General features: G+C 60.5%; 21 protein-coding genes. 10 read left to right on the top strand and 11 right to left on the bottom strand.

Annotated elements, in window-relative coordinates; all coding sequences use genetic code 11:
* The first annotated feature begins 169 nt into the window (after positions 1-169).
* The 3 genes from ACW9JC_RS06465 to ACW9JC_RS06455 all read left to right on the top strand — a co-directional run bounded on the left by ACW9JC_RS06465 (position 170) and on the right by ACW9JC_RS06455 (position 4,433).
* Entirely contained in the window at positions 170-1,561 is a 1,392-nt protein-coding gene (locus ACW9JC_RS06465; RefSeq protein ID WP_338580532.1) for a GntP family permease, read from the top strand.
* A 7-nt stretch (positions 1,562-1,568) separates the two neighbouring features.
* The gene (gene hbdH / locus ACW9JC_RS06460) at positions 1,569-2,342 is read left to right on the top strand and encodes a 3-hydroxybutyrate dehydrogenase (RefSeq protein ID WP_457454239.1); all 774 of its coding nucleotides are present in this window, start codon (positions 1,569-1,571) and stop codon (positions 2,340-2,342) included.
* 135 nt (positions 2,343-2,477) lie between these two features.
* On the top strand, positions 2,478-4,433 hold the full coding sequence (locus ACW9JC_RS06455) for an acetoacetate--CoA ligase (RefSeq protein WP_457454237.1): 1,956 nt from the start codon (positions 2,478-2,480) through the stop codon (positions 4,431-4,433).
* A 95-nt stretch (positions 4,434-4,528) separates the two neighbouring features.
* On the opposite strand, the gene ACW9JC_RS06450 is transcribed toward ACW9JC_RS06455, so the two are convergent.
* Complete coding sequence (locus ACW9JC_RS06450; protein WP_457454235.1) at positions 4,529-5,620, bottom strand: PilT/PilU family type 4a pilus ATPase; 1,092 nt, start codon at positions 5,618-5,620, stop codon at positions 4,529-4,531.
* 112 nt (positions 5,621-5,732) lie between these two features.
* Here ACW9JC_RS06450 and ACW9JC_RS06445 point away from each other — a divergent pair, with 112 nt between their 5' ends.
* Together ACW9JC_RS06445 and ACW9JC_RS06440 are read left to right on the top strand one after the other, a co-directional pair.
* Positions 5,733-8,270, top strand: a complete 2,538-nt coding sequence (locus tag ACW9JC_RS06445) for a PAS domain-containing protein (RefSeq protein ID WP_457454233.1) — start codon at positions 5,733-5,735, stop codon at positions 8,268-8,270.
* Positions 8,271-8,339: 69 nt separating this feature from the next.
* On the top strand, positions 8,340-8,615 hold the full coding sequence (locus ACW9JC_RS06440; protein ID WP_007933743.1) for a peptidylprolyl isomerase: 276 nt from the start codon (positions 8,340-8,342) through the stop codon (positions 8,613-8,615).
* A 141-nt stretch (positions 8,616-8,756) separates the two neighbouring features.
* Here the strand turns inward: ACW9JC_RS06440 and ACW9JC_RS06435 are convergent, their stop codons facing one another.
* The 10 genes from ACW9JC_RS06435 to ACW9JC_RS06390 form a co-directional block, all read right to left on the bottom strand.
* Positions 8,757-9,689 carry a sugar kinase gene (locus ACW9JC_RS06435; protein WP_457454231.1) on the bottom strand — a complete coding sequence of 311 codons (933 nt, stop codon included), beginning with the start codon at positions 9,687-9,689 and terminating at the stop codon, positions 8,757-8,759.
* A gap of 148 nt (positions 9,690-9,837) precedes the next feature.
* Positions 9,838-11,055 carry an amino acid deaminase gene (locus ACW9JC_RS06430; protein ID WP_457454229.1) on the bottom strand — a complete coding sequence of 406 codons (1,218 nt, stop codon included), beginning with the start codon at positions 11,053-11,055 and terminating at the stop codon, positions 9,838-9,840.
* 39 nt (positions 11,056-11,094) lie between these two features.
* Positions 11,095-11,859, bottom strand: coding sequence for an IclR family transcriptional regulator (locus tag ACW9JC_RS06425; protein ID WP_457454241.1), 765 nt, complete (start codon positions 11,857-11,859; stop codon positions 11,095-11,097).
* Between the two features lie 161 nt (positions 11,860-12,020).
* Entirely contained in the window at positions 12,021-12,410 is a 390-nt protein-coding gene (locus ACW9JC_RS06420; protein ID WP_448108091.1) for a RidA family protein, read from the bottom strand.
* A 30-nt stretch (positions 12,411-12,440) separates the two neighbouring features.
* Entirely contained in the window at positions 12,441-13,235 is a 795-nt protein-coding gene (locus ACW9JC_RS06415; protein ID WP_448108092.1) for an amino acid ABC transporter ATP-binding protein, read from the bottom strand.
* Positions 13,232-13,894, bottom strand: a complete 663-nt coding sequence (locus tag ACW9JC_RS06410; RefSeq protein ID WP_416127124.1) for an amino acid ABC transporter permease — start codon at positions 13,892-13,894, stop codon at positions 13,232-13,234. The genes ACW9JC_RS06415 and ACW9JC_RS06410 overlap by 4 nt, the downstream gene beginning before the upstream one ends.
* 8 nt (positions 13,895-13,902) lie before the next feature.
* Positions 13,903-14,565 carry an amino acid ABC transporter permease gene (locus ACW9JC_RS06405; RefSeq protein ID WP_007941741.1) on the bottom strand — a complete coding sequence of 221 codons (663 nt, stop codon included), beginning with the start codon at positions 14,563-14,565 and terminating at the stop codon, positions 13,903-13,905.
* A gap of 52 nt (positions 14,566-14,617) precedes the next feature.
* Entirely contained in the window at positions 14,618-15,466 is an 849-nt protein-coding gene (locus ACW9JC_RS06400) for a transporter substrate-binding domain-containing protein (RefSeq protein ID WP_457454227.1), read from the bottom strand.
* 267 nt (positions 15,467-15,733) lie between these two features.
* Complete coding sequence (locus ACW9JC_RS06395) at positions 15,734-16,015, bottom strand: type II toxin-antitoxin system RelE family toxin (RefSeq protein WP_457454226.1); 282 nt, start codon at positions 16,013-16,015, stop codon at positions 15,734-15,736.
* Complete coding sequence (locus ACW9JC_RS06390; RefSeq protein WP_338580517.1) at positions 16,005-16,253, bottom strand: type II toxin-antitoxin system Phd/YefM family antitoxin; 249 nt, start codon at positions 16,251-16,253, stop codon at positions 16,005-16,007. The genes ACW9JC_RS06395 and ACW9JC_RS06390 overlap by 11 nt, the downstream gene beginning before the upstream one ends.
* 317 nt (positions 16,254-16,570) lie before the next feature.
* On the opposite strand from ACW9JC_RS06390, the gene wecB reads away from it, so the two are divergent.
* The 5 genes from wecB to ACW9JC_RS06365 are packed head-to-tail and all read left to right on the top strand — an operon-like array spanning position 16,571 to position 24,998.
* Entirely contained in the window at positions 16,571-17,725 is a 1,155-nt protein-coding gene (wecB, locus tag ACW9JC_RS06385; RefSeq protein ID WP_448108094.1) for a non-hydrolyzing UDP-N-acetylglucosamine 2-epimerase, read from the top strand.
* Positions 17,722-19,896, top strand: coding sequence for a cyclic di-3',5'-guanylate-activated glycosyltransferase NfrB (nfrB, locus tag ACW9JC_RS06380; RefSeq protein WP_457454223.1), 2,175 nt, complete (start codon positions 17,722-17,724; stop codon positions 19,894-19,896). Before wecB ends, nfrB begins: the two co-directional genes overlap by 4 nt.
* A complete protein-coding gene (locus ACW9JC_RS06375) occupies positions 19,893-23,057 on the top strand; it encodes an NfrA family protein (RefSeq protein WP_457454222.1) in 3,165 nt (1,054 codons plus the stop codon). Before nfrB ends, ACW9JC_RS06375 begins: the two co-directional genes overlap by 4 nt.
* The gene (locus ACW9JC_RS06370; protein WP_457454221.1) at positions 23,057-23,932 is read left to right on the top strand and encodes a DUF4434 family protein; all 876 of its coding nucleotides are present in this window, start codon (positions 23,057-23,059) and stop codon (positions 23,930-23,932) included. The genes ACW9JC_RS06375 and ACW9JC_RS06370 overlap by 1 nt, the downstream gene beginning before the upstream one ends.
* Positions 23,916-24,998, top strand: a complete 1,083-nt coding sequence (locus tag ACW9JC_RS06365) for a diguanylate cyclase domain-containing protein (protein WP_457454220.1) — start codon at positions 23,916-23,918, stop codon at positions 24,996-24,998. The genes ACW9JC_RS06370 and ACW9JC_RS06365 overlap by 17 nt, the downstream gene beginning before the upstream one ends.
* Positions 24,999-25,062 lie beyond the last annotated feature (64 nt).

Raw genomic sequence — 25,062 nt, 5'->3', positions numbered from 1 at the left:
CCGCAGGCTGCGATCTTTTCAGGCACAAAAAATCTCCAAATAGAGACAAATAATCCTTTTCAGAATATTAAATCCTTATATTTCAATGACTTATGCTTTTGGCACGAAACTCGCTATAGCCCCTCCACAAAGTACTACCTAAAAAAATAACAATCCCAGGAGACACACCATGAGTGTGATCATTGCCTTGGCAGCCCTCGCGCTGCTGATGCTGGCTGCTTACCGTGGCTACAGCGTTATCCTTTTTGCCCCGATTGCCGCCCTCGGCGCTGTCCTTTTGACTGACCCTTCCGCCGTTGCACCCGCCTTCACCGGCGTGTTCATGGAGAAAATGGTCGGCTTCATCAAACTGTATTTCCCGGTGTTCCTGCTCGGCGCGGTGTTCGGCAAGCTGATCGAACTGTCCGGCTTTTCGCGTTCTATTGTCGCCGCCGCCATCCGCTTGCTTGGCACCCGTCAGGCGATGCTGGTGATCGTGCTGGTTTGCGCCTTGCTCACTTACGGCGGCGTGTCGCTGTTCGTGGTGGTGTTCGCGGTCTATCCGTTTGCCGCTGAAATGTTCCGCCAGAGCAACATCCCCAAGCGCCTGATCCCGGCGACCATCGCCCTCGGCGCCTTCTCGTTCACCATGGATGCCCTGCCCGGCACCCCGCAGATCCAGAACATCATCCCCAGCACTTTCTTCAACACCACCGCCTGGGCGGCGCCGTGGCTGGGTGTGATCGGGACGATTTTCGTCTTCTGCGCCGGCATGCTGTTCCTCCAGCGCCAACGCAACAAGGCCCAGCGTTCCGGTGAAGGCTATGGCACCGACTTGCGCAACGAGCCGGAAACCGCCGCCGACATCAAACTGCCCAACCCGTGGATCGCCCTGTCGCCGCTGTTGGCCGTGGGCATCATGAACCTGCTGTTCACCCAGTGGATTCCGCAGTGGTACGGCAAGACCCACAGCCTGGCGCTGCCGGGCATGGCCGCACCGGTGACCACCGAAATCGCCAAGCTCACCGCGATCTGGGCCGTACAGGCCGCGTTGCTGGTGGGCATCCTCATGGTGTTGGCGTTCGGCTACAAAGCGATCAGCAGCAAGCTCGCCGAAGGCAGCAAAAGCGCAGTCAGCGGCGCGTTGCTCGCGGCGATGAACACTGCCTCGGAATACGGTTTCGGTGCGGTGATCGCTTCCCTGCCGGGCTTCCTGGTGCTGGCCGACTGGCTCAAGGGCATTCCCAATCCGCTGGTCAACGAAGCAATTACCGTGACCTTGCTGGCCGGTATCACCGGTTCCGCGTCGGGCGGCATGAGCATCGCGCTGGCAGCCATGTCCGAGCAGTTCATCGCCGCCGCCCACGCCGCGAACATCCCGCTGGAAGTCATGCACCGCGTAGCCGCGATGGCCAGTGGCGGCATGGACACCCTGCCGCATAACGGCGCAGTGATTACCTTGCTCGCGGTCACCGGCCTGACCCACCGCGAGGCTTACAAAGACATTTTCTGTATTACGCTGATCAAGACCCTGGCGGTTTTCGTGGTGATCGGTACTTTCTACGCCACTGGCATTGTGTGAGGTATTCATGACGACTCTTTCGGGCAAGACCGCACTGGTCACCGGCTCCACCAGCGGCATCGGCCTGGGCATTGCCCTGAGCCTGGCCAAGGCCGGCGCCAACCTGATCCTCAACGGTTTTGGCGATGCATCCAAAGTGATCGCCGAGGTTCAGCAGTTCGGCGGCAAGGTCGGCCATCACCCGGCCGACGTCAGCGACCCGGCGCAGATCGCCGACATGATTGCCTACGCCGAGCGTGAGTTTGGCGGCGTCGATATTCTGGTCAACAACGCCGGCATCCAGCACGTGGCGCCGGTGGACGAGTTCCCGGTGGAGCGCTGGGATTCGATCATCGCGATCAATCTGTCGTCGGTGTTTCACAGCACTCGCCTGAGTTTGCCGGGCATGCGCGCCAAGGGCTGGGGCCGAGTGATCAACATTGCTTCGGTGCATGGCCTGGTCGGTTCGACGGGCAAGGCAGCTTACGTTGCGGCCAAGCACGGCGTGATCGGGCTGACCAAAGTGGTCGCCCTGGAAACCGCGACCAGCAACGTCACCTGCAACGCGATTTGCCCGGGCTGGGTGCTGACGCCGCTGGTGCAGAAACAGATCGATGATCGCGCCGCGACCGGGATCGACCCGCAGCAGGCGCAGCATGATTTGCTGGCCGAGAAGCAGCCGTCGCTGGAGTTTGTGACCCCGCCGCAACTGGGCGAGTTGGTGCTGTTCTTGTGCAGCGAGGCCGGGGCTCAGGTGCGGGGTGCGGCGTGGAATATTGATGGTGGGTGGTTGGCGCAGTGATTGGCCGCTAGACCGCGTTATCGTTCATCGCTAGCAGGCTAGCAGGCTAGCTCCCACATTGAAATGCGGTTCCTTGTGGGAGCTAGCCTGCTAGCGATCGAGTGCTCAGCACTCGCCAACAAAAAGAGGCAAACCATGTCCGAGATCCTGTGGCAACCCAGCGCCGAGCGCATCGGCAAGACCCGCATGGAAGCCTTTCGGCGTTTCATTAATCAGCGACATCACCTGCACATCGACGACTACCCTGCCCTGCACCAGTGGTCCATCGATCAGCGCCAGGATTTCTGGCAAGCCATCGTCGACTTCTTCGATATCCGCTTCCATGAGCAACCCGACGCGGTACTGCTCGAAGGCGCGCAAATGCCCAGCGCCCAGTGGTTTCCCGGTGCGACCCTGAACTTCGCCGAACACTTGCTGCGCCGTCGCGACGACGCCGTGGCGGTGGTCGCCGTAGCGGAAAACGGCCAGCGCGAACACCTGACCTGGGCCGAACTGGCGGAGCATGTCGCCGGCTTTCAAAGCGGTTTGATCGCCGCCGGCGTCGGCTTGGGCGATCGGGTGGCGGCGTGTATGCCCAACACCTGGCAGACCTTGGTGGCCATGCTCGCCACCACCAGCCTCGGCGCGATCTGGTCCTGCTCTTCGCCGGACTTCGGTACGCAAGGAGTGATCGACCGCTTCGGCCAGATCGAACCGAAAGTGCTGGTAACCTGCGCCGGCTATCGTTACGCCGGCAAAGAGATCGACCAGACCCTCAAGGTCAACGAAATCCTCGAACGCCTGCCGTCGTTGCAGCAATTGGTCATCGTGCCTTACGCACGGCCAGAAGCGCGCATCGAAGACTTCCACACAGCGGCGAACGTGACGCTGTGGGACGATTTCTATTTCCCCGGCGGCGAGCCGGATTTCGTCCCCGTGCCCTTCGCTCATCCGCTGTACATTCTCTATTCGAGCGGCACCACCGGCGTGCCGAAATGCATCATCCACAGCACCGGCGGCGTGTTGCTGCAACACGTCAAGGAACATGGCCTGCATTGCGACCTCGGCCCCGGCGAACGCCTGTTCTACTACACCACTTGCGGCTGGATGATGTGGAACTGGCTGGTCTCGGCCCTCGCCGTGGGCAGCGCCGTTGTGCTGTACGACGGCTCGCCGTTTCAGTCTGACCCCGAGCGCCTGATTGATCTGATCGACGACGAGCGCATCAGTGTCTTCGGCACCAGCCCGAAATTCCTCGCAACCCTGGAAAGCAGCGGCGTGAAGCCCATGCACAGCCATGATCTGGGTAGCCTGAAAACCCTGCTGTGCACCGGCTCGGCGCTATCACCACAGAGTTACGATTACGTGTATCGAGACCTCAAGGCTGATGTCTGCCTGGCTTCGATGTCGGGTGGCACCGATATCGTTTCGTGCTTTGCCAATGGCAATCCACTGCAACCGGTGCGCCGTGGCGAAATGCAGGGCAAAAGCCTGGGCATGGCCGTCGAGGTATGGAACGACGACGGTCATCCGGTGATTGGTGAAAAAGGCGAACTGGTTTGCACCCGGCACTTTCCGGCGATGCCCATCGGCCTTTGGCACGACCCCGACGGCGAAAAGCTCAAGGCGTCGTATTTCAGCCAGTTTCCCGGTGTCTGGGCCCAAGGCGATTACGCCGAGCAATTGCCGAACGGCGGGATGATGATCCACGGCCGTTCCGACGCCGTGCTCAACCCCGGTGGTGTGCGCATCGGCACGGCGGAGATTTACCGTCAGGTGGAGAAGGTCCCGCAGGTACTCGACAGCGTGGCCATCGGTCAGCAATGGCAGGACGACGTGCGGGTGGTGCTGTTCGTGCGTTTGCGCGACGGCGTGGAGCTGGATGAAGCGTTGCAGCAGGAAATTCGCCAAGTCATTCGCGCCAACACCACACCGCGCCATGTACCGGCGAAGATTGTTGCGGTGACCGATATTCCCCGGACCATCAGCGGCAAAATCGTCGAGTTGGCGGTGCGCAATGTCGTGCATGGGCAGAAGGTGAAGAACACCGATGCGCTGGCCAATCCAGAGGCGCTGGAGCAATTTCGCGACCGGCCAGAGCTGCAGAGTTGAAATGCGCCCTGTGTAGGAGCAGCCGCAGGCTGCGATCTTTTGATCTTTAAAGTCAAAAGATCGCAGCCTGCGGCAGCTCCTACAGGGGATTTGCGTCAGTCCATGAGCCCCCAATCGCCGGGAGTGGACTCCGTGTGCAACTTCAACCGCAACCGCAGATTGTTCACCGAATCGGCATGCTTCAACGCTTCTTCCTCATCAATCATGCCCTCTACGACCAAGGCATAAAGCGCGCCGTCAAACGTCTGCATCCCCTGCGCCGCTGACTTCTCCATCACACCCTTGAGCTCGGAAAACTGATTGAGCCGAATCAGATCGCCAACCGTCGGCGTCCCCAGCATCACCTCCACCGCCACCCGGCGTTGCCCATCTCGGCTACGCACCAGTCGTTGAGAAACGCAGGCCTTGAGGTTATTCCCCAGATCATTGAGCAGTTGACTCCGGCGCTCTTCGGGGAAGAAGTTGATGATGCGGTCCAGCGCCTGATGGGCGTTGTGGGCATGTAGCGTGGAGATCACCAGATGCCCGGTATCGGCGAACGCCAGGGCATGTTCCATGGTTTCGCGGTCGCGGATTTCGCCGACCAGCACCACGTCCGGCGCCTGACGCAGGGTATTTTTCAACGCAGCATGGAAACTGCGCGTATCGACGCCGACCTCGCGCTGATTGATGATCGATTGCTTGTGCCGGTGGATGTACTCGATCGGGTCTTCGATGGTGACGATATGCCCGCGACTATGGCGATTGCGGTGGTCGATGAGCGCCGCCAGCGAGGTAGACTTGCCCGAGTCGGTGGCGCCGACGAACAGTATCAAGCCTTGCTTGAGCATTACCGTTTCCAGCAACACCGGCGGCAATTTGAGGTCTTCGAAGCGCGGAATGTCCAGTTTGACGTTGCGCACGACCATCGACACATCGTTACGCTGTTTGAAAATATTGACCCGAAAGCGCCCGATACCGGTCAAAGAAATAGCCAGGTTCATCTCCAGTTCACGATCGAACTCCAGACGCTGTTCGGCGTCCATGATGGACCCGGCAATCGCCGCGATATCCCCCGGTTTGAACGGCTGATCGGTCAGGGGCGCAAGAACACCGTCGAAACGCGCACAGGGTGGCGCGCCGGTGGACAGGTAAAGATCGGAGCCATCCTGGCTGGCCAGGCGTTTTAACAACGCATCGATTTCCATGGCAAAAAGCACCCGCGAAGCATTCAATGAAAAAAAATGACCCGAATCGGGGCATTCAGCGTCAACCAAGAATAGTAGACACGCCACACCGACTCATGTGCAGGACACCTTGATGAACGCATCACCCACCGGCAGCGATGCCCAGGCCTTGATTGCCCGACTGGATTGGGCGAACAGTCCGTTGGGCGCCGCCAGTACCTGGCCGCAGAGCCTGCGCACCGCCGTGGACATCGTGATCCATTCACCGATGCCGATGCTGTTGCTCTGGGGCCCGCAGCTGACGCAGATCTACAACGACGGCTTCGCCCTGCTCGCCGGCAGCAAGCATCCGCACGCTTTCGGACAGCCGACACACCAGATCTGGCCAGAACTCAAAGACTTTGCCGACCCGATTTACAGCGCCGTCCTACAAGGCCAAGTGCGGACCTACAGCGAGCAGCGCTTTACCCTACAACGCGAAGGCAAGGATTCCGACTTCTGGCTTGACCTGACCTACAGCCCGATCCGTGACGAAAACGCCGAGGTCGCGGGAATTCTAGTCACCGCCATCGAAACCAACGAGCGCCGGCGTATCGCCCTGGAACTGGAGCAGCGTTCGGCCGCCAGCCTCAAGGCGCAGCAGGAAACCGAGGAACGCTTGCAACTGGCCCTCGCCGCCACCGATGCGGTGGGCACCTGGGATTGGGACATCAGCGAGGACCGTTTCATCGCCGACGCGCATTTCGCCCAGTTGCACGGCATCGATCCGGTCATGGCCGGCCAGTTGCCGATCAGCGCTTACCTCCACGGCGTTCACCCCGAAGACCGCGCCTTGATTGCCCGCAGCATCAAGCATTGCATCACCCACGGCACTGAATACGCCGAGGAATATCGCTTGTTGCAAGCCGACGGTCAGCTGCGCTGGGTATTTGCCCGCGGGCGTTGCTACAAGGACCATCACGGCCGGCCAATCCGCTTCCTCGGTGCCTCCCTGGACCTGACCGATCGCAAAAACACCGAACAGGCCCTGCGCCAGAGTCAGACCGAGTTGCAGCTGATCATCAACGCCATGCCGATCCTGATCAGCTATGTGGATCGCGAAGAGCGCTTTCGCCTGAACAACGCCGCGTATCTGGATTGGTACGGCCTCACGCCCCAGGAACTCTTCGGCCGGACAGTTCGCGAGGTACTGGGAGATGAGGCTTATGCCTTGCGCGCCGAGCACATCGCCCAGGCGCTGACCGGCAAATCGTGCTGCTTCAGCATCAACACGCCGCACCGCGACGGCAGCATCCGCCATGCGCTGATGAACTACTTGCCGCGCCATGGTGCGGACGGCGCGGTGAACGGTTTCTACATCTTCGTGATCGACGAAACCGAGCGCAAACAGACCGAAGAAGCGTTGCGCAATCTCAACGAAACCCTCGAAGAACGGGTCGCCGCCCGCACCCAGCAACTGGCCGAGACCAACCAGCGCCTGCAAAACGAGATGTTCGAGCGCGAACGCGCAGAAGACGCCTTACGTCATGCGCAAAAAATGGAAGCCGTGGGGCAGCTCACCGGCGGCATCGCCCATGACTTCAACAACATGCTTACCGGGATCATCGGCAGCCTCGACCTGATGCAGCGCTACATCGCCGACGGGCGCACCGAAGAAATCGGCCGTTTCACCGAGGCCGCCGTGTCCTCAGCCAACCGCGCTGCCGCGCTGACCCATCGCCTGCTGGCGTTCTCCCGGCGTCAGTCGCTGGATCGCAGGCCGCTGAATGCCAACGAGCTGATCCATTCCCTGGAAGATCTGCTGCGCCGGACCAAGGGCGACCATATCGAACTCAAGCTGCAACTGGCCGAAGACGTCTGGCCGGTCAGCACCGATGTCAGTCAACTGGAAAACGCCCTGCTCAACCTGGTCATCAACGCCCGGGATGCCATGCCTGATGGCGGTGAACTGCGGATTGAAACGGCCAACGTCTACCTCGACAGCAGCGACATCAACACCCTGGAACCGGTCAAGGCTGGCGACTACCTGATGATCGCCGTCAGCGACAACGGCACCGGCATGACAGCCAAAGTCCTGGCCAAGGCGTTCGACCCGTTCTTCACCACCAAGCCGATCGGCCAAGGCACCGGGCTCGGCTTGTCGATGATTTACGGTTTTGCCCAGCAGTCGGGCGGCCACGTCAGCCTGTTCAGCCTGCCGGGCCAGGGCACCAGCGTGCGTTTGTATCTGCCGCGCCTGCATGCAGTGGAGCCGGAGGACGTGCTGTCACCGGTCATCAGCCAGGCGCCGCCGGCGATTGCCGGGGAAACCGTGGTGTTGGTGGAAGACGACCCGGCGGTGCGCATGCTGGTGCTCGACCTGCTCAAAGAACTGGGTTATCACGCCCACGAAGCCGAAGATGCGAAGGCCGCCCTGCCCTTGCTCGAATCCGATCTGCGGGTCGATCTGCTGGTCACCGATGTCGGCCTGCCGGGAATGAACGGCCGGCAACTGGCGGAGATCGCGCGCCAGCATCGCCCGCAACTGAAAGTGCTGTTCATGACCGGTTATGCGCAGATGGCTGCCGAGCGCCAGGGTTTCCTTGAGGAAGGCATGGACATGGTGGCCAAACCGTTTTCCATTGATTTGCTGGCCAACAAGATTCGCACGATGATCGGCCGTTCCGAGTGAGTTAAGGCATAATCGCGCGCGCCCTCTTTCTCACCAGCATTGTCACCACCGTTACAAGGTATTCGCCCCATGAAAGCTCAAGCCCGCCATATCCTGGTGAAAACCTCGGAAGAAGCCGAGCAACTCAAGCAACGCATCGCCAAGGGCGAAGCCTTTGATGTGCTGGCCAAGAAGTACTCGACCTGCCCGTCCGGCAAGCGCGGCGGTGATTTGGGTGAAGTGCGGCCGGGGCAGATGGTCGGTGCGATCGATGCGGTGATCTTCAAGAAACCGCTGCGGGTGGTGCATGGGCCGATCAAGAGCAAATTTGGCTATCACCTGGTGCAGGTGTTTTACCGGGATTGAGTGGTTGGCTTTAGGCCCTCATCGCTGGCAAGCCAGCTCCCACAGAGTTTTGTGAGTGGCCACAGATTTCAGCCGCAGCAAAAAACCTGTGGGAGCTGGCTTGCCAGCGATCCGATGGCGCAGCCAACGGCCATTCACCGTTTACCTTGGGATCAGCGCCCCCGGCACCTGAATCACCCGACTCGCCAACCGATGCCCCGCCTCGGCAGCCTCCGCCGGACTTCCGCCCTTGAGCCGCGAGGCCAAATACGCCGCGCTGAACGAATCCCCCGCCGCCGTGGTGTCCACCACTCGCTCGACCTTCTGCGCCGGCACCTCGAATGACTCGCCAGCACAACGAATCAAACACGCCTCGGCACCGCGCTTGAGCACCACTTCCGGCGTGCCGATCTGCTCGTACGCGGCAAATACCGCTGCATCATCGGCAAAATGGAACAGCGCCTGCTCGTCATCGACAGTCAGCAATGCGAGGTCGATGTACGGCAAGACACTGCGATAAGCCGCCCGCGCTTCTTCCACCGAAGCCCAAAGCCGTGGCCGGTAGTTGTTGTCGAAGACGATCCGCGCATCACGCTGCCGGGCTTCGATCAGGGTGAGCAGTAGTTTTTCCCGGCCTTGCACGCCCAGCACCGCCAGGGTGATGCCACTGAAATACAGCACGTCGTAATCCGGCAACGCCGCCAGGATCGGCTCGGCGGCCGGGGTGGTGAAGCAATCGCGCACCGCCGCTTCGTTGCGCCAGTAGAGAAAACGCCGTTCACCCGCCGCGTCGGTCTGGATGCAGTACAACCCCGGCAAGCGTCCGGGCAAGCGCTGAACCATGCCCAGACCGATATTCTCTTCAGCCCAGCTCTGGCACATGGCATCGCTGAAACTGTCGTCGCCCAATGCGGTGACGTAGTCCACCGAGCCGGCTGCGCCCAATTCACGGGACAGGTAGACCGCCGTGTTCAAGGTATCGCCGCCGAAGCTTTGTTGCAGGCTGCCGTCGGCGCGGTGCTGTAGCTCGATCATGCATTCGCCGATCAGGGCGATGCGCGGGGTGTTGGGGCCGAGGGTGTTGATGGTGTTCATTTTTGTGGGTCTCTGGTATCGCGATGTTGTCTGCCAGGGCCTCATCGCGAGCAAGCTCGGCTCCTACAGGATTGATGTTGTTCGCCAGATCACATCCGTTCTGTAGGAGCATGGCTTGCCCGCGATGGCCGCACCTCGGTCTCAAGCCTTAGAAACAGGTTTCCATGTTCTCGATGACGTTCAACTGCTCATCCACCAGACACCCCGTGCGCCATTTGTCGAACGTCAGGCACGGGTGCGAAGTGCCGAACGAAATGATGTCGCCCACGCGCAATTCAACCCCCGGCGCCACGGTCATGAACGCATGCTGGTCCATCACCGCCGTCACCTTGCAGGCGCCGACGTCGTCGCCCTTGGCCGGCACCACGCCGGCCTTGTAACGCTGCAACGGCACCGGCAGACCAGCGTCGTAGGCCACATCGCGTTTGCCCAGGGCAATCACCGCGAAGCCCGGCTCCGGCAACGACTGCACGTGCGCCCAGACTTCCAGCGCCGGACGCAGGCCTTCTTGCAAATCGCTGCGGCGATCAAGGACGCAGCATTGCGCCTCTTTGTAAATGCCATGGTCGTGGGCCACATAACTGCCTGGACGCAACACGCTGAGGAAACGCCCGGCAGCGTTTTGCGCTTCGAACTCCTCGGCAATCAGGTCATACCAGGCCGAGCCGGAAGCGGTAATGACCGGTTTGGCGATGGCGAACGCGCCGCTGTCCTGCAACTGCACCGCCAAACGCACCAAAGACCCGGCGAACGCACGGATCCCGCTGACAGCGTGATCACCATGAATCACACCCTCGTAGCCTTCGATCCCGGTCAATGCCAGTGCCGGTTGCGCAGCGATGGCCTTGGCCAGGTCCAGCACTTCCTGTTCGCTGCGGCAACCGCAACGCCCGCCGACCACGCCGTACTCGATCATCACGTTCAGGTGCACACCGCGCGAGGCGAAATAGGCGCCGAGATCGGCGACGTTGTCCGGGTGATCGACCATGCAATAGAAGTCGAACGTCGGGTCGGCCAACAAATCAGCAATCAACGCCATGTTCGGCGTGCCCACCAGTTGGTTGGCCATCAACACCCGGCGCACGCCGTGGGCATAGGCCGCACGGGTTTGCGTGGCGCTGGCCAGGGTGATGCCCCAGGCGCCGGCGTCCAGTTGCCGACGAAACAGCGCCGGGGTCATGCTGGTCTTGCCGTGGGGCGCCAGTTCCGCGCCGCTGTTGCTGACGAATGCCTGCATCCAGCGAATGTTGTGTTCCAGCGCTTCACGGTGCAGCACCAGCGCCGGCAGGCTGACGTCACGCACCAGGCTTGCGCCGATCCGTGCTGCGCCTTTATCCACGTTGGCAGTATTGGGGGCAGTAGACATGGTCGAATTCCTCACTTTCGCGGCCGCAAACGGCCGCGGTTATTCGTTGATGCGACGGGCCAGGCTGTTCGCACTATCGATCAGCACCCGGCGGTAGTCGTTGTAATTATTCTTGGCATCGGCCCGGGGGGCGACGATGCACAGGGTCGCGATGGCCACGCCGTTAGGGTCTTTGACCGCGGCGGCGAAGCAATGGGTAAAAGTGTCGGCAACGCTATCGAACGAGAAGAATCCGTCGATACCGGCCTGACGGATTTCCTTCAGGAACTGCTCCAGCGGCAAACGCTCGCCGTCGGGCAGGATGAAGTCGTCGTGGTCGATCAGGTCGACGATTTCCTGGTCGCTGAGGTGCGCCAGCAGCAGGCGCCCGGAAGCGGTCCATGGGATCGGTGCGTTCTCGCCGATGTCCGAGGAAATACGAAAATGCCGCTCGCCCTCTTTCATCAGCGCCACGGTGTATTTGCGCCCGTTGAGCAGGCACATCTGCGCGGTTTCATGGGTCTGGCTGACGATTTCCTGCAAGGCCTGATCGGCCTCGCGGGTCAGGTCGAAATGACGCAAATGCGCCTGCCCGAGGAAGTACAGCTGGCGGCCGAGATAAACGTGACCGTCCTTGCCGACCGGCTCCAGAATGCGTCGTTCCAGCAGCGAAGCCACCAGCTCGTAGACCGTGGATTTCGGGCTGCCGATGCCGTTGGCGATGTCGTTCGGGCGCAGGGGCTGGCCGACTTCCTTGAGGAAATCGAGGATATCGAACGCCCGGTCCAGACCGCGTGCCCGGCGCTTGATGGTGTCTTCGGTCATTTCAGTGGTTCCCATTCAAAGTCGCCGGGAGTTTACCGCCAATGATCGTTCCCACGCTCTGCGTGGGAATGCAGCCCGGGACGCTCTGCGTCCCAAGAGCCGAACGCGGAGCGTCCGTTGAGGCATTCCCACGCAGAGCATGGGAACGATCGGTGTCAAATTCAGGCCTTTTTCTTGTACGCAATGCAGTCGATCTCAACCTTGCAGTCGACCATCATGTTCGCCTGCACACAGGCCCGCGCCGGGGCGTGTTCGGGCTTGAAGTACTCGGAGAAGACCTTGTTGAAACTGGTGAAATCCCGCGGATCTTCCAGCCACACGCCAACACGCACCACGTCTTCCAGGCCATAACCGGCCTCTTGGAGAATGGCGACCAGGTTCTTCATGGTCTGGTGAGTCTGCTCGACGATGCCACCCGTGATGATCTCGCCGTCCACCGCCGGCACCTGCCCGGAAACGTGCAGCCAGCCATCAGCCTCAACGGCGCGGGCGAAAGGACGAGGCGTGCCGCCTGCAGCGGCGCTGCCGGTGCCGTAACGCGTAATGCTCATGAGTGTTTCTCCTGATTGAAAATCGAGTGTTTAAAACCGCGTGCTTTTAAGAAACTCGGCCAGACGCGGCGATTGCGGACGCTCGAACAGGTCCTTGGGCGGACCCTGTTCTTCGATGCGACCTTGATTCATAAAGACAATCTTGTCCGAGACCTCGAAGGCAAAGCGCATTTCGTGGGTCACCAGCAACATGGTCATGCCGTCATCCGCCAGGCCCTTGATCACATTCAGCACTTCACTGACCAGCTCAGGGTCGAGGGCCGAAGTGACTTCGTCGAACAGCATCAGGCTCGGGTTCATTGCGATCGCCCGGGCAATCGCCACGCGCTGTTGCTGACCGCCGGACAGTTGGCCGGGAAAGTGATCGCGGCGCTCCAGCAGACCGACGCGCTCCAGCCATTTCTCCGCGAGGGCCACGGCCTCGTCCTTGTGCAGCTTTTTCACCTTGAGCAAACCGAGGGTGACGTTTTGCAGCGCCGTCAGGTGCGGGAACAGGTTGAACTGCTGGAACGCCATGCCGGTCATGGCGCGATGGCGGGCGATGACTTTTTCCGGGTGGCGGATGCGCTTGCCGTTGACCTCGTCATAGCCGATGGACTCGCCGTCGAGCAGGATCTGCCCGCCCTGGAATTCTTCGAGCATGTTCACGCAGCGCAGCAGCGTGGTCTTGCCCGAGCCGCTGGAGCCGATCAACGTCACCACGTTGCCGCGCTGCATGGTCAGGTCGACGCCCTTGAGCACTTCAAGCTGGTCGTAGCGTTTGTGCAGGCCGCGAATGTCCAGCAGCGGTTGGCCGTTCTGGTTATTGGTTTGAGTCTGAGTCATGGCAAGGCCACCCGCTTTTCAATGTGCCGGCCGAGTAATTCGATGCCGTAGTTGATGACGAAGAACAGAAAACCGGCGAACAGGTAAAACTCCAGGGTCATGAACGTCCGGGCGATGATCTGCTGGGTGCTGAGCAGCAGCTCGGCCACGCCGATCACCGACAACAGCGTCGAGGCCTTGACGATCTCGGTGGACGAGTTGACCCAGGTCGGCAGGATCTGCCGCAATGCCTGAGGCAACAATACGTAGCCAAGCGACTGGTAGAACGTCAGGCCGATGGCCTTGCTCGCTTCCATCTGTCCGCGCGGCAATGCCTGCAAGGCACCGCGCACGATCTCGGCGACGTGGGAGCCGCAGAACAGCGTCAGGCCCAAGGCGCCGGCCTGGAACGCGCTGATCTGCCAGCCCAGCGCCGGCGCCATGTAGAAGCAGGCCAGCACCAGCACAAACACCGGCGTACCGCGAATCACATCGACGTAAAAACGAAACGGCGCGCGCATCCAGAACTTGCCGTAGGTCAGCACCAGCCCGGCGAAAACACCGATCACCGTGCCGAACAAAATCGCCAGCGCCGAAGCCTGCACACTGGTCAAAAAACCTTGCATCAACGGCTCGCGCGCGACCCACAACTCGTGCAACCAACTGGGGGATTCGTACATGGGGCCTCCTATCGGCGGATCGCCAGACGCTGTTCGAGGTAGCGCAGCATCATGGCAATGAGGTAGCAGGCCGCGACATACAACGCCGTGGTCACCAGCCAGGTTTCAATCACCCGGTAGCTCTCGACATTGATCTTGCGCGCGTAATAGGTCAGCTCCGGCACGGCAATCGCCGCCGCCAGCGAGGTGTCCTTGAACAGCGAAATGAAGTTGTTCGACAGCGCCGGCAGCACATTGCGCAGCATCACCGGCACGGTGACGTAGGCCTTGACCTGCCACTCGCCCAGGCCAATCGCCAACCCGGCTTCACGCTGGCCCTTGGGAATGCTCAACAACCCACCACGGAACACTTCGGTCAGGTACGCCCCGGCATACAGCGACAGGGTGATGATGAACGACGGGATCTTGTCGAGACGAATCCCCAGGCTCGGCAACGCAAAGTAGATCAACAGAATCAACACCAGAATCGGCGTGTTACGGATCACCGTCACATACACCGAAGCCAGCACCCGCAACGCGCGGTGCTTCGACAACAAAGCAAACGCCATCAGCAGGCCGATCACGCAGCCGATGGCGATAGACACCAGCGCCAGCTCAAGACCCAGACCGAGCCCCGCCAGCAAGGTGTCGAAATCGCGCCACACGGCGGCAAAGTTCAACTGATAGTTCATGGTCGGCAGTACCTTGAGCAGGGCGATTCAACACCGCCCCGCTCTCACGGGATCATTTGAATTCGACTGGGAAACCGATGGCTGGCGACGGCAGGTCCACGCCGAACCACTGTTTGAATGACGCCGCGTACGTCGGGAATTCAACGCCGGTCATGGCTTCATGCAGGGCGGTGTTGACGAAGTTCAGCCAGTCCTGATCGCCACGCTTGACTGCGCACGAGTAGGTTTGCGGGCTCCAGGCGTAGGCCGGGCTGCGATAGCGGCCGGCGTTCTGCACCATCAGGTATTTCACCGAAGACTGGTCGGTGGCTGCCGCATCGGCGCGACCGGAGTTCACGGCCTGATACATCAGGTCAACGCTGTCGTACTGATCGACCTTGGCTTTAGGCAGCGCCTGATGCACCAGTTCTTCGGCGTAGACGTTTTGCAGGACCGCCACGGTCAGACCATCGCCGGCGGCTTGCATGTCCTCGATTTCCTTGTACTTGCTGTTAGCCGGCAACAGCAGGCCAACGCCTTCGCGGTAGTACGGCAAGGTGAACGCCACTTGCTGGGCACGGCTGGCGGTCACAGTGATGAACTGGCAACTCATGTCGACCTTGTCGGTCAGCAGGTTGGGAATCCGCGCGTCGGACGACTGCACCACGAACTCGACCTTGCTCGGATCGTTGAACAAGCCTTTGGCCACGATGCGCGCAATATCGATATCAAAGCCCTGCAACTTGCCATCGGCGCCCTGGAAGTGCCACGGCGCATTGGTGCTGCCGGTGCCTACAATCAATTTGCCACGGGCCAGAACGCTATCGAGCTTGCTGTCCGCCGCCTGGGCCACGCCCATGGCAGCAGCAGACGCTGCAAATAGAAAAACACACGCTTTGAACAAGGAAGGTCGGCGATGCATGGCAAGCACTCCAGGGTGATGTATATTCCGCTATACCGGAACTAGGTATGTAACAACGGAATAGACAGCAGAAAGTGTGCCACAGGTTGTGGAGGGAATGTAGGGGGGATTGAAAAGTGTTTTGAATCAGGGGGATGCGTACGCACGTGGAAAAACGTTACGAAACGCTCGGGGAAAGTAACCGCTACCGATGGCTACAGAGAGCGGGTATCTGGTTCACAACAGGGTTTGGATGACCCAGTTAGGTGCATCAAATCGGCGCGATCGTCAGCGCGCTTTTGCATCCTTGTAGACATCGTCGCGCTCTCTTTTCCCCACAGCTATCACGGTCACGATGAGTACTTCGTCTCTCACGCGGTAAACCATTCGATATCCCGCGCTGCGTAACTTGATCTTGTAGGCATTACCAAGACCACTGAGTCGATCTGCGGGAACGTGCGGATTGATCAATCGCTCCTGAAGCTTTTTCTTGAATTGGGTTTTCAGGTTTTCTCCCAGCTTTCTCCATTCTTTCCAGGCTTTTTCGGAAAACTCCAACTCATAGGTCATCAATTGAAACCTTTATGGTTGGATCGTTTTCCCGCTCCTTGCATAAGGCAATCAGTTCCAGGTCCTCCAAACGGTTCATCATGGCTTCATACGCTTTTGCGGGGACACAATAAAAAGCTGGTTCGTTACGGTTAAGAATCGCAACAGACGAACCGCCTCCCGCAGCAACTGTACCCATCGGGTTTCTTTTCAGTTCCGAGATGCTCGCCACGACCTGAGAAAGCACGATATGTGTCATGAAACAATTCCTTGGGATGCTTTTAGAGACACTCAAAATAGCACTCCAAAAGGCATCTCGTGAGATCTCCAAGGGCAAAATTTCTGGTTTTACTCATGGTTGAAACCCCTCGTTTGCGGTAGCTCATGACGTCTGCACAAAAATTATCACGTCATGGCATTCCACATTTCCGAGCTTGTTGTGAGGCTCGCCCTCAAAAACCGTCAGAAATATCCGAGTTGGACAACCCCCCATCCGACTGCTTTATTCAATCTACAAGTGATAAACAGTCTTAACAGTGGCGACGCGTGGTGGCGTGTGTTGTCCAGGGAGGGTTCATGTCCTTCAAAGTCATGATGGTGTTCGGAACACGGCCGGAAGCCATCAAGATGGCACCCCTTGCTCGAGTCTTGCGTAACTGGCCCGGTATCGAACTGAACATCTGCTCGACCGGCCAGCACCGGGAGATGCTCAAGCAGGTGCTCGACTCTTTCGAGTTGGTGGTCGACGAAGACCTGCAAGTGATGACTCAGGGCCAGACCCTCAATGGTCTGTCCGAGCAATTGCTGGAACATCTGGACAAAGCCTACGAGCGGGTGAAGCCGGATATTGTGCTGGTCCATGGCGACACCACCACCAGCTTCATTGCCGCCCTCGCCGCCTTCAATCGCCAACTGCCCATCGGCCATGTCGAGGCCGGTTTGCGTACCGGAAACTTGCGCGCGCCGTGGCCGGAGGAAGCCAATCGGCACCTGACCGCCGTCATCGCCGACCTGCACTTCGCGCCGACCACCAAGAGCGAAGACAACCTGCTTCGCGAAGGCGTACCCAAGGCCAACATCGAAGTGACCGGCAACACGGTGATCGATGCACTGGTATGGATGCGCACCCATCAGCAACAAATCCAGTGGCATCCGGCGGCCGACTCTCCACTGGCGGTGCTCGACGACAATCGGCGCATGGTGCTGATCACGGGCCATCGCCGCGAGAACTTCGGCGGCGGCTTTCGCAACATCTGCCTGGCCCTGGCCACCCTCGCCGAGCGTTACCCGGATGTGCAATTCGTCTACCCGGTGCACCTCAACCCGCAGGTGCAAAACGCCGTGTACAGCGTACTGTCCAACAAACCCAACATCTATCTGGTGGCACCGCAGGATTACCAGCACTTTGTCTGGCTGATGGACCGCGCGCATTTCATCCTCACCGACTCCGGCGGCATCCAGGAAGAAGCTCCGGCCATCGGCAAACCGTTGCTGGTGCTGCGCGATGTCACCGAACGGCCGTCAGTGCTCGAAGGCGGCACGGTGCTGCTGGTGGGCACCGACACCGACCGCATCGTCAAGGAAGCCAGCCTGTTGCTCGATGACGACGCAACCTTCCAGCGCATGAGCCGCATCCACAGCCCCTACGGCGACGGCCATGCCAGCGAACGGATCGCCAATCGGCTCGGAGTGTGGCTCAAACACCGCGCAGTAGCGGGTAAAGGAGCATGAGTCTGGGCCTGGTCGATTTCTTCGCATATGTGCTCTTCGGCCTCAAATACCTCGCAATTGCCCTGGCTCTGTTGATGTTCGTGCTGGGCCTCGATGACTTGTTCATCGACGTCGTCTACTGGACCCGCAAGCTGATCCGCCGCTGGCGCTACTATGAGAAATTCAAGCGCGCCGATGAACAGCGGCTCTACACCATCAGCGAAAAGCCGTTGGCGATCATGGTTCCGGCGTGGAATGAAGTCGGTGTAGTAGGCGAAATGGCGCGCCTGGCCGCCTCGACCATCGATTACGAGAACTATCAGATTTTCGTTGGCACCTACCCCAACGATGCAGAGACCCAGGCCGACGTCGACGCGGTCTGCCAGCACTACCCGAATGTGCACAAGGTGATCTGCGCCCGTCCCGGCCCCACCAGCAAGGCTGACTGCCTGAACAACATCATCGACGCCATCCTGCGTTTTGAAAGCGATGCGAAAATCCAGTTTGCCGGTTTCATCCTGCACGATGCCGAAGATGTGATCTCGCCGATGGAGCTACGCCTCTTCAACTACCTGCTGCCGAACAAGGACCTGATCCAGATTCCGGTCTATCCCTACGCCCCCGAATGGAGAGGTTTCACCGCAGGTCATTACGTCGACGAGTTCGCCGAAAATCACGGCAAGGATGTCATTGTCCGCGAGGCGCTGACCGGCCAGGTCCCCAGTGCCGGGGTTGGCACCTGCTTCAGCCGCAAGGCCATCAGCGCCTTGCTCGAGGATGGCGATGGCATTGCCTTCGATGTGCAGAGCCTCACCGAAGACTACGACATCGGCTTCCGCCTCAAACAGAAAGGCATGAAGTGCATCTTCGCCCGCTACTCGGTGAGCGACCCGAAACTGGCACTGCAACAGCCTTGGGTGTTCGGCATGAACCGCGCCTTTTCCCAGGTGATCTGCGTCCGTGAACATTTCCCCCGGGACTTGCAGCACGCGATCCGACAAAAATCCCGCTGGATCGTCGGCATCGTATTCCAGGGCACCAAGAACCTCGGCTGGAGCCCCACGGGCCTGCTCAATTATTTCCTGTGGCGCGATCGTCGTGGGTTGATCGCGTACCTGCTGAGCTTCCTGGTCAACCTGCTGTTGCTGGTCTTGCTGGCGATGTGGCTGGTGACGGTTATTTTCCCCGAGGCCTGGCGTTACCCGTCGATCCTCACCGACAGCACTCTGCTCACGACTCTGCTTTGGCTCAACGGCCTGATGCTGCTCAACCGGTTGTTCCAGCGCGGCTGGTTCGTCACCCGTTATTACGGAATCGTTGAAGGCCTGCTGTCGGCGCCGCGGATGATGTGGAGCAATTTCGTCAATTTCTTCGCCAACCTGCGGGCCTTGCGGCAAGTCATGGAAATGGGCGATTCGCGTCGCGTAGCGTGGGACAAGACCACCCATGAATTCCCGGCCCTGGCCCAGGCGCAACGCACCCCGCTGGGTCATCGGCTGGTTGAAAAAGGCCTGCTTAGCGAAGAACAACTGGACGCGGCGATCACCAACCCGGTGCGTCGGCGCCTGGGCCACGAACTGCTGCTGCGCGGCCACATCGACACCACGCAACTGGTGCAGACCCTGGCCGAACAACTGGACATGGAATGGGCGCCGCTCAATCCGTTCAAACTCGATAAACGCCTGATCGACGCCGTTCCGCGCAAGGTCGCCACGCACTACGGCGTGCTGCCCGCCGCCGAAGAGGGCGACACCTTGGTGCTGGCCTCCGAAGGCCCGGTCAGCCAGGTATCGCTGGGCGCCATCAGCCGTCAGCTGAAACGCTCGGTTCGCTGCCGTCTCGCGCCTCAGGGCCGGGTGACATTGGGGATCCGATTCTGGTACCCGAGCGCCCGGCAAAGCGCAGACGTGCATCACATGCTCGAAGTGCTTGAACGTCATCAGGACGATGAAGCCTTGCTTGAGCGCGTCAGTCACCATCAAGTGCTGCTGGGCAATTTGCTGCAAGTGCGAGGAATGGTCCCGCCGTCGTTGTTCAATCAGGCCTTGATCGACTTTGATGCCGAGCGCATGTCGCTGGGCGAACATCTGATCTCGCGCGGCATCATTACCCAGCAAGTGCTCGAACAGGCGCTTGAGGATCAGGCCGCTGAACAGCAAGCCGCCTTCGGCATTGCCCGGGAGGTCGAATGAAGCCAGGCAAGCGTCACGCCCTGCTTGTCGGCAGCCTGCTGCTGAGCCTTTGTACCGCGGCGTGGGTGCAGGCCGAACCGTTGACCGATTTTGAGCAGTTCCGCAGTTTCCCTTACATGGACCGCAGCTATCGCGAAGCGAAAAAAGGCAACTGGGCCGAAGTCGAACGGTTGATGCGCCACCTTCTCGGCATCGTGCCGAACAACGATGAAGCGCGTGCCTTGCTGGTGGAGGCGCTGGACAAACAGCGGCGCTACAAGGACGCCGTGCAAGCGCTGCCGGACAACCCGCAAAACAGCGACGCCCTGCTCAACCTGCGCCTGACCTGGATCGAACAGGATCCGCCGGGCAGCGAGCAGGTCGAACAGTGGATCGCCACCAGCAACATGACCCAACGCATACGCCTTTGGCAGGCCTACAGCTTGAGCCTGGCCAAGTTCGGCGGTGCGGCGCGGGCCCACGATTGGCTGGCGCAACTGGCCCCCAAGGGCGATCAACGAATCCTGCAAATGGCCCGCGCCAATTGGTCCGAGCAGTTGCGCGACTGGGACGGCACCATCAAGGAACTGGCGCCCCTGGCCGCGAGCAATCAACTGGACGCCCAAGGCTGGCAACGGCTGGCCAACGCCTACGTGCAACGCCTCGACGATCAACCCTTGCAGCAATTGCTGCAACAGGCGCCTAGCCCGGAAGCTGCGCGCAAGGCTCGATTGGCCATGGTCGAGCGGGCGATTGCCATGGGGCATACCCAGCAGGCACAGCGCTGGATGCAGTCGCTACCGCCCGAAGACCTTGCCGATCCAGCCCAGCGACAGCGCTTGTGGGAACTGGCGCGGGAAACCGGCGACAGCGCAACGGTCCAGCGCCTGAGTGACGAATTGCAGCGGCCGTGCCTGGAGACGGCCGAATGGTTGTCCCGGCGTGATCCGCCAGCCGCGCTGACGCAACTGCGCAAATGCCGGCCCGACGAAGACCCGCAGGCCTGGCTGGTCCTCGCCCAGCGCCTGCAAGCCACCGATCTATTGCAAAGCACACGCTTGCCCGAGCCGTGGGATAGCCGCCGGCAAGCGCAATTGCTCAACGTCTGGCAACAACAGGGCCGCAGCGACAAGGTCATGGCCTGGCTCGCCGGTCAACCGCAGACCGCCGACGTGGTCAAGCGCCGGGCCGAGCTGGTGCAGGCATTGGGTCGCAATGCAGAGGCGCAACAACTCTGGGAGCGGCATTACCAGCAAACCGGCAACCTGAGGTCTCTCGATCAGGCGACCTATCTGGCACTGAATGCCGGGCAGCGTGAGCACGCGCAACAACTGCTCGAAAACGCGTACGACCGCCACAACGGCAAGCTGCCAGCCGCCCTGCTGCAACGCCTGGCCGGGTTGTATGCCTCGTCGACACCGACCCCGGCGCAACAGCAACGCATGGTATCGCTGCTCAATCGCGTCGACCCCGCAACTCGCGGTCAACTGCTGGCGCAATTGGCGGAAAGCGGCCAGTGCACGGCGGTGCGACAGGCCATCGGCGATCATCCGCAAAGCGCCGGCGACTACCGCGCCCTGGGTCGTTGTGCGATGCCGGAGCGTCCCGGCGAAGCGGTGGTGTATTACCAAAGCGCAGAAAAACTCGGCGACCGTGGCAGTCGCCTGCCGTTGGCCTACGCGCTGGAAGCCGCCGGGGATTCTCCCGGTGCCTTGGCTATTTGGCGCAGCACCCCGGCGTCCGAACTGAGCGATAACGCACGACTCACCGCCAGCCGCAGCGCCCTCAATGCCGGCGATGCGCAGACCGCCGAACGCTACTGGCAGCAAAGCCGCAGCCGTGGCGCCAACGAATGGGCTTTGGGCGCGGCAATTGCCGATGCCCGGGGCGATCACGCCCTCGCCTTGCAGCGCCAGCGCTCCGCCCTGCAACAGTCAGCGGACGCCGGACATTTCTACGCCGCATCGGTCACCGCGCAAAAGGCCGGCGACCTGCAACAGAGCACCGCGTGGCTGGCCGAAGCCGTTCGCCTTGAACCGGACAACCCGCGTTATCGCGCCGATTACGGCATGCGCCTGGCCGGTGCAGACACCCGGGAAGAACGCGCTCGCGCCGTCCCCTATCTGCAAAGCGCGACCAAAGACTTTCCGGAAGACTATCGCCTCGGCGAAACCCTGGCCTGGCGCTACGACGAAGCCGAAGACAGCGCCTCGGCCCGCAAGGAACTGCGCCGCGTAATCGATCTGGAACAGCACCCGGTAGCCGCCGACGACGAGGACGGCAGCATGGAGGCCCGCCGCTACCGCCAGCGCCGTGCCCACGAAACCCTGTCCCGTCGTGACACGCGCACCATCGCCAGCACTTGGTCACCGGCCGGCGTCTCGACCAACGACTTCCTGCTGCCGGACGACACCACCGGCTCCAGACGCCGTTCGACCTCGCAAAACGTGCAACTGGCCATGTGGGACCACGCACTCGGCGAGGAACCCAGTCGCGCCGGCAGCACGCTGTCAGTCTACGGGCGCGTGTTGCTGGGCGGCGTCGGCCGCTCAAGTTACGCCGAATCCCTCGGCACCGGCGTGGGCCTGCGCTACAAGCCCTGGGGCACGGCGAACATCAACTTCTATGGCGAAATCTACAAGCAGAGTCAGTTCGATGATCAGGACAACCACGGCTTGAGCCTGGGCCAAATGCTGGTTCCGGAAAAACTCGGGGATCAGGTCGAAGATCACCGCAAGGACGGCCACACCACTACCGATTACCTGCTGCGCGCCACCGCTTCGTTTCTTGATCAGGGGCGATTCCGCAACGATTGGCGCGTTGACGAAAGCGATTGGGAGGAACGTTTCCTTTATCTCGATGCGGCGTGGTGGACCAAGGCTGGCGACCATCAATGGCTTTCGCGCTTCCAGCAAGGTCATGCCTGGAAGCTGCCGTTCAACGGTGCGCAAACGCTCATGCCTTACGGCTTTCTCGAGTTCGCCAGTCAGGACCCGAGCAACGACTGGCGCCAAGACCTGCGCACCGGTATCGGCCTGCGTTGGCAATGGTGGTTCGACGACGATATCTACAATGCCTACCGCGCTCACCTGTCGGTTCGCACCGAGTATCAGCAGTCGTTGGGCGGCAACTTGTATGAAGGCGGCAACGGCGTGCTGCTGGGCGTGGAGTTGAATTTCTGATGAGGCGATTTTTACTGATCATGTGCCTGTTGCTGGGCAGCACTGCGGCCCGCGCCGATGAGCGAATTTTCTATCAACCGCTAAACGTCGACGCGAGCCTCAGCGAAAGCCAATGGCGCACGATCTGGCGAGACACCGCCAAACAAGGCGCCCACACGTTGATCGTGCAATGGACCGCCTATGGCGACTCAGACTTCGGCGGCGCCACAGGCTGGTTAGCCAACAGCCTGAAACTCGCCCGCGAGCAAGGCCTGAACCTGGTGCTGGGCTTGAGCATGGACCCGGCCTATTACCAGCGCATCAATGAACTCGACAGCGCCGGATTGGCGAGTTACTGGCAGGCGCAATTGGGGCAATCGCTGGCCCAGCAGCAGAAGCTGCGCAAAGACTGGAAGCTGCCGGTCAACGGCTGGTATCTGCCGATGGAGCTGGATGACTTGCACTTTCTGGCGCCTGATCGCAGGCAAACCCTGCAGCGCCAACTCAAGGACTTCGCCGGCAAACTCGATGCGCCACTGCATGTCAGCGTCTTCAGCGTCGGCAAACTTGCGCCGCAGGTGAATGCCCAGTGGCTGGGTGAACTGGCGAGTGCAGGGATTCAAGTCTGGTGGCAGGACGGGGTTGGCACCGGGCGTTTGCCGGCACTGGTGCGCAACGGCTACGCCAATGCCTTGCCCTGCTCCATCGGCATCGTCCAGGAAGCGTTCCATCAGGTCAGCGCTGCCGGGCAAGCCTTCCGCGCCGAGCCAGCCAATTTGCAAATATCGCCAGGTTGCCACCCCACAGCGGTTTTTTCGCTGCGTTACCGGCCATGGGGCAAGGTGATTCTCGACAACCAACACAAGACCAAGGGCAGCGATGTACAAAACCATTGAAGATGAAGTGCTGAAGAGAACCGCGCCAGCGGCGCTGAAAGCCGAGTTTCTCCAGCATGAGTTCGACCGGCTGCACAAGTTCTGCCTGTTGATCTACATCGCCAGTATCGCGGTCTGGATCGCCTACGACCTGATTCTCAGCTTTGTCGGCGACCAGAGCTTCACGTGGCGCTCAGTGGTGTTTGTCGGCGTCTTCACGATCCTGGTGATCATTCTGCTGTTCACCCGCGACGCTCGGCATTTCCAGAAGCTGAACCTGTTGTTCATCTTCACCATCGCTTTGGGCACGCGCTTGTTGATCGAAGGGGTACCCGAAGACCACCAACCGGCCTGGCTGCTGTTGGCGGCATCGACCACGTTGTTCACCGCGTCGGTGCTGCCCCTGAGTCGCTGGGCATTCTTTGCCGCACAACTCATCACGTGGGCATTTCTCAACCCCTTCTACGACTCCGGTATCGAAACGCAAGAACTCAGGGGTGTGATGGCGCTCAGTTACACGACGTTCATTTGCGCACTGACCATCTACAGCTTCCTCACCTTGCGCAAGGCCAAACTCTACAACTTCATCATGTCCAAGTTACTGCTGGATCAAGCGTACATCGACACGCTGACCGAAATCCCCAATCGGCGTTCGTTCATGACCCGCGCCGACAAGCAATTGCACGCCACGCCACGTGAACACGATCACTACCTGGCTATGATCGATATCGACAACTTCAAGAAGGTCAACGACGTCTACGGCCACGACATCGGCGATGAAGTGCTCAAGCGCATCGCGCAGGACATCAAAGCGGTAATGAGCCACTACGAATACGCGCGCCTGGGCGGTGAGGAGTTTGCAATTTATCTGGCGGGGGTACGCCGGGAAGAGGTCGAGGCGTTGGCCGGGGAGCTTTGCCGGGTGGTGCGCGAGCAACCGACTCAGCATCCGGTGACCATCAGTATCGGGCTCGCGCAGGTACTGGATGACGACACCTTGAATCAGGCGCTGGTCAAGGCCGATGCGGCGTTGTATGAGTCAAAACATACGGGGAAGGATCGGTATACCTTTCATCTGTTGAATTGAATCAATGGCCTGCATGAAAACTGCTGCGGGGGTTACAAACGGTTAACTATCCCAAGGAGTGTTT

Source organism: Pseudomonas sp. SDO5591_S426 (genome assembly GCF_054070755.1).
The sequence above is the reverse complement of the archived record's forward strand: the minus strand, read 5'-3'. Positions and strand labels throughout refer to the sequence as shown.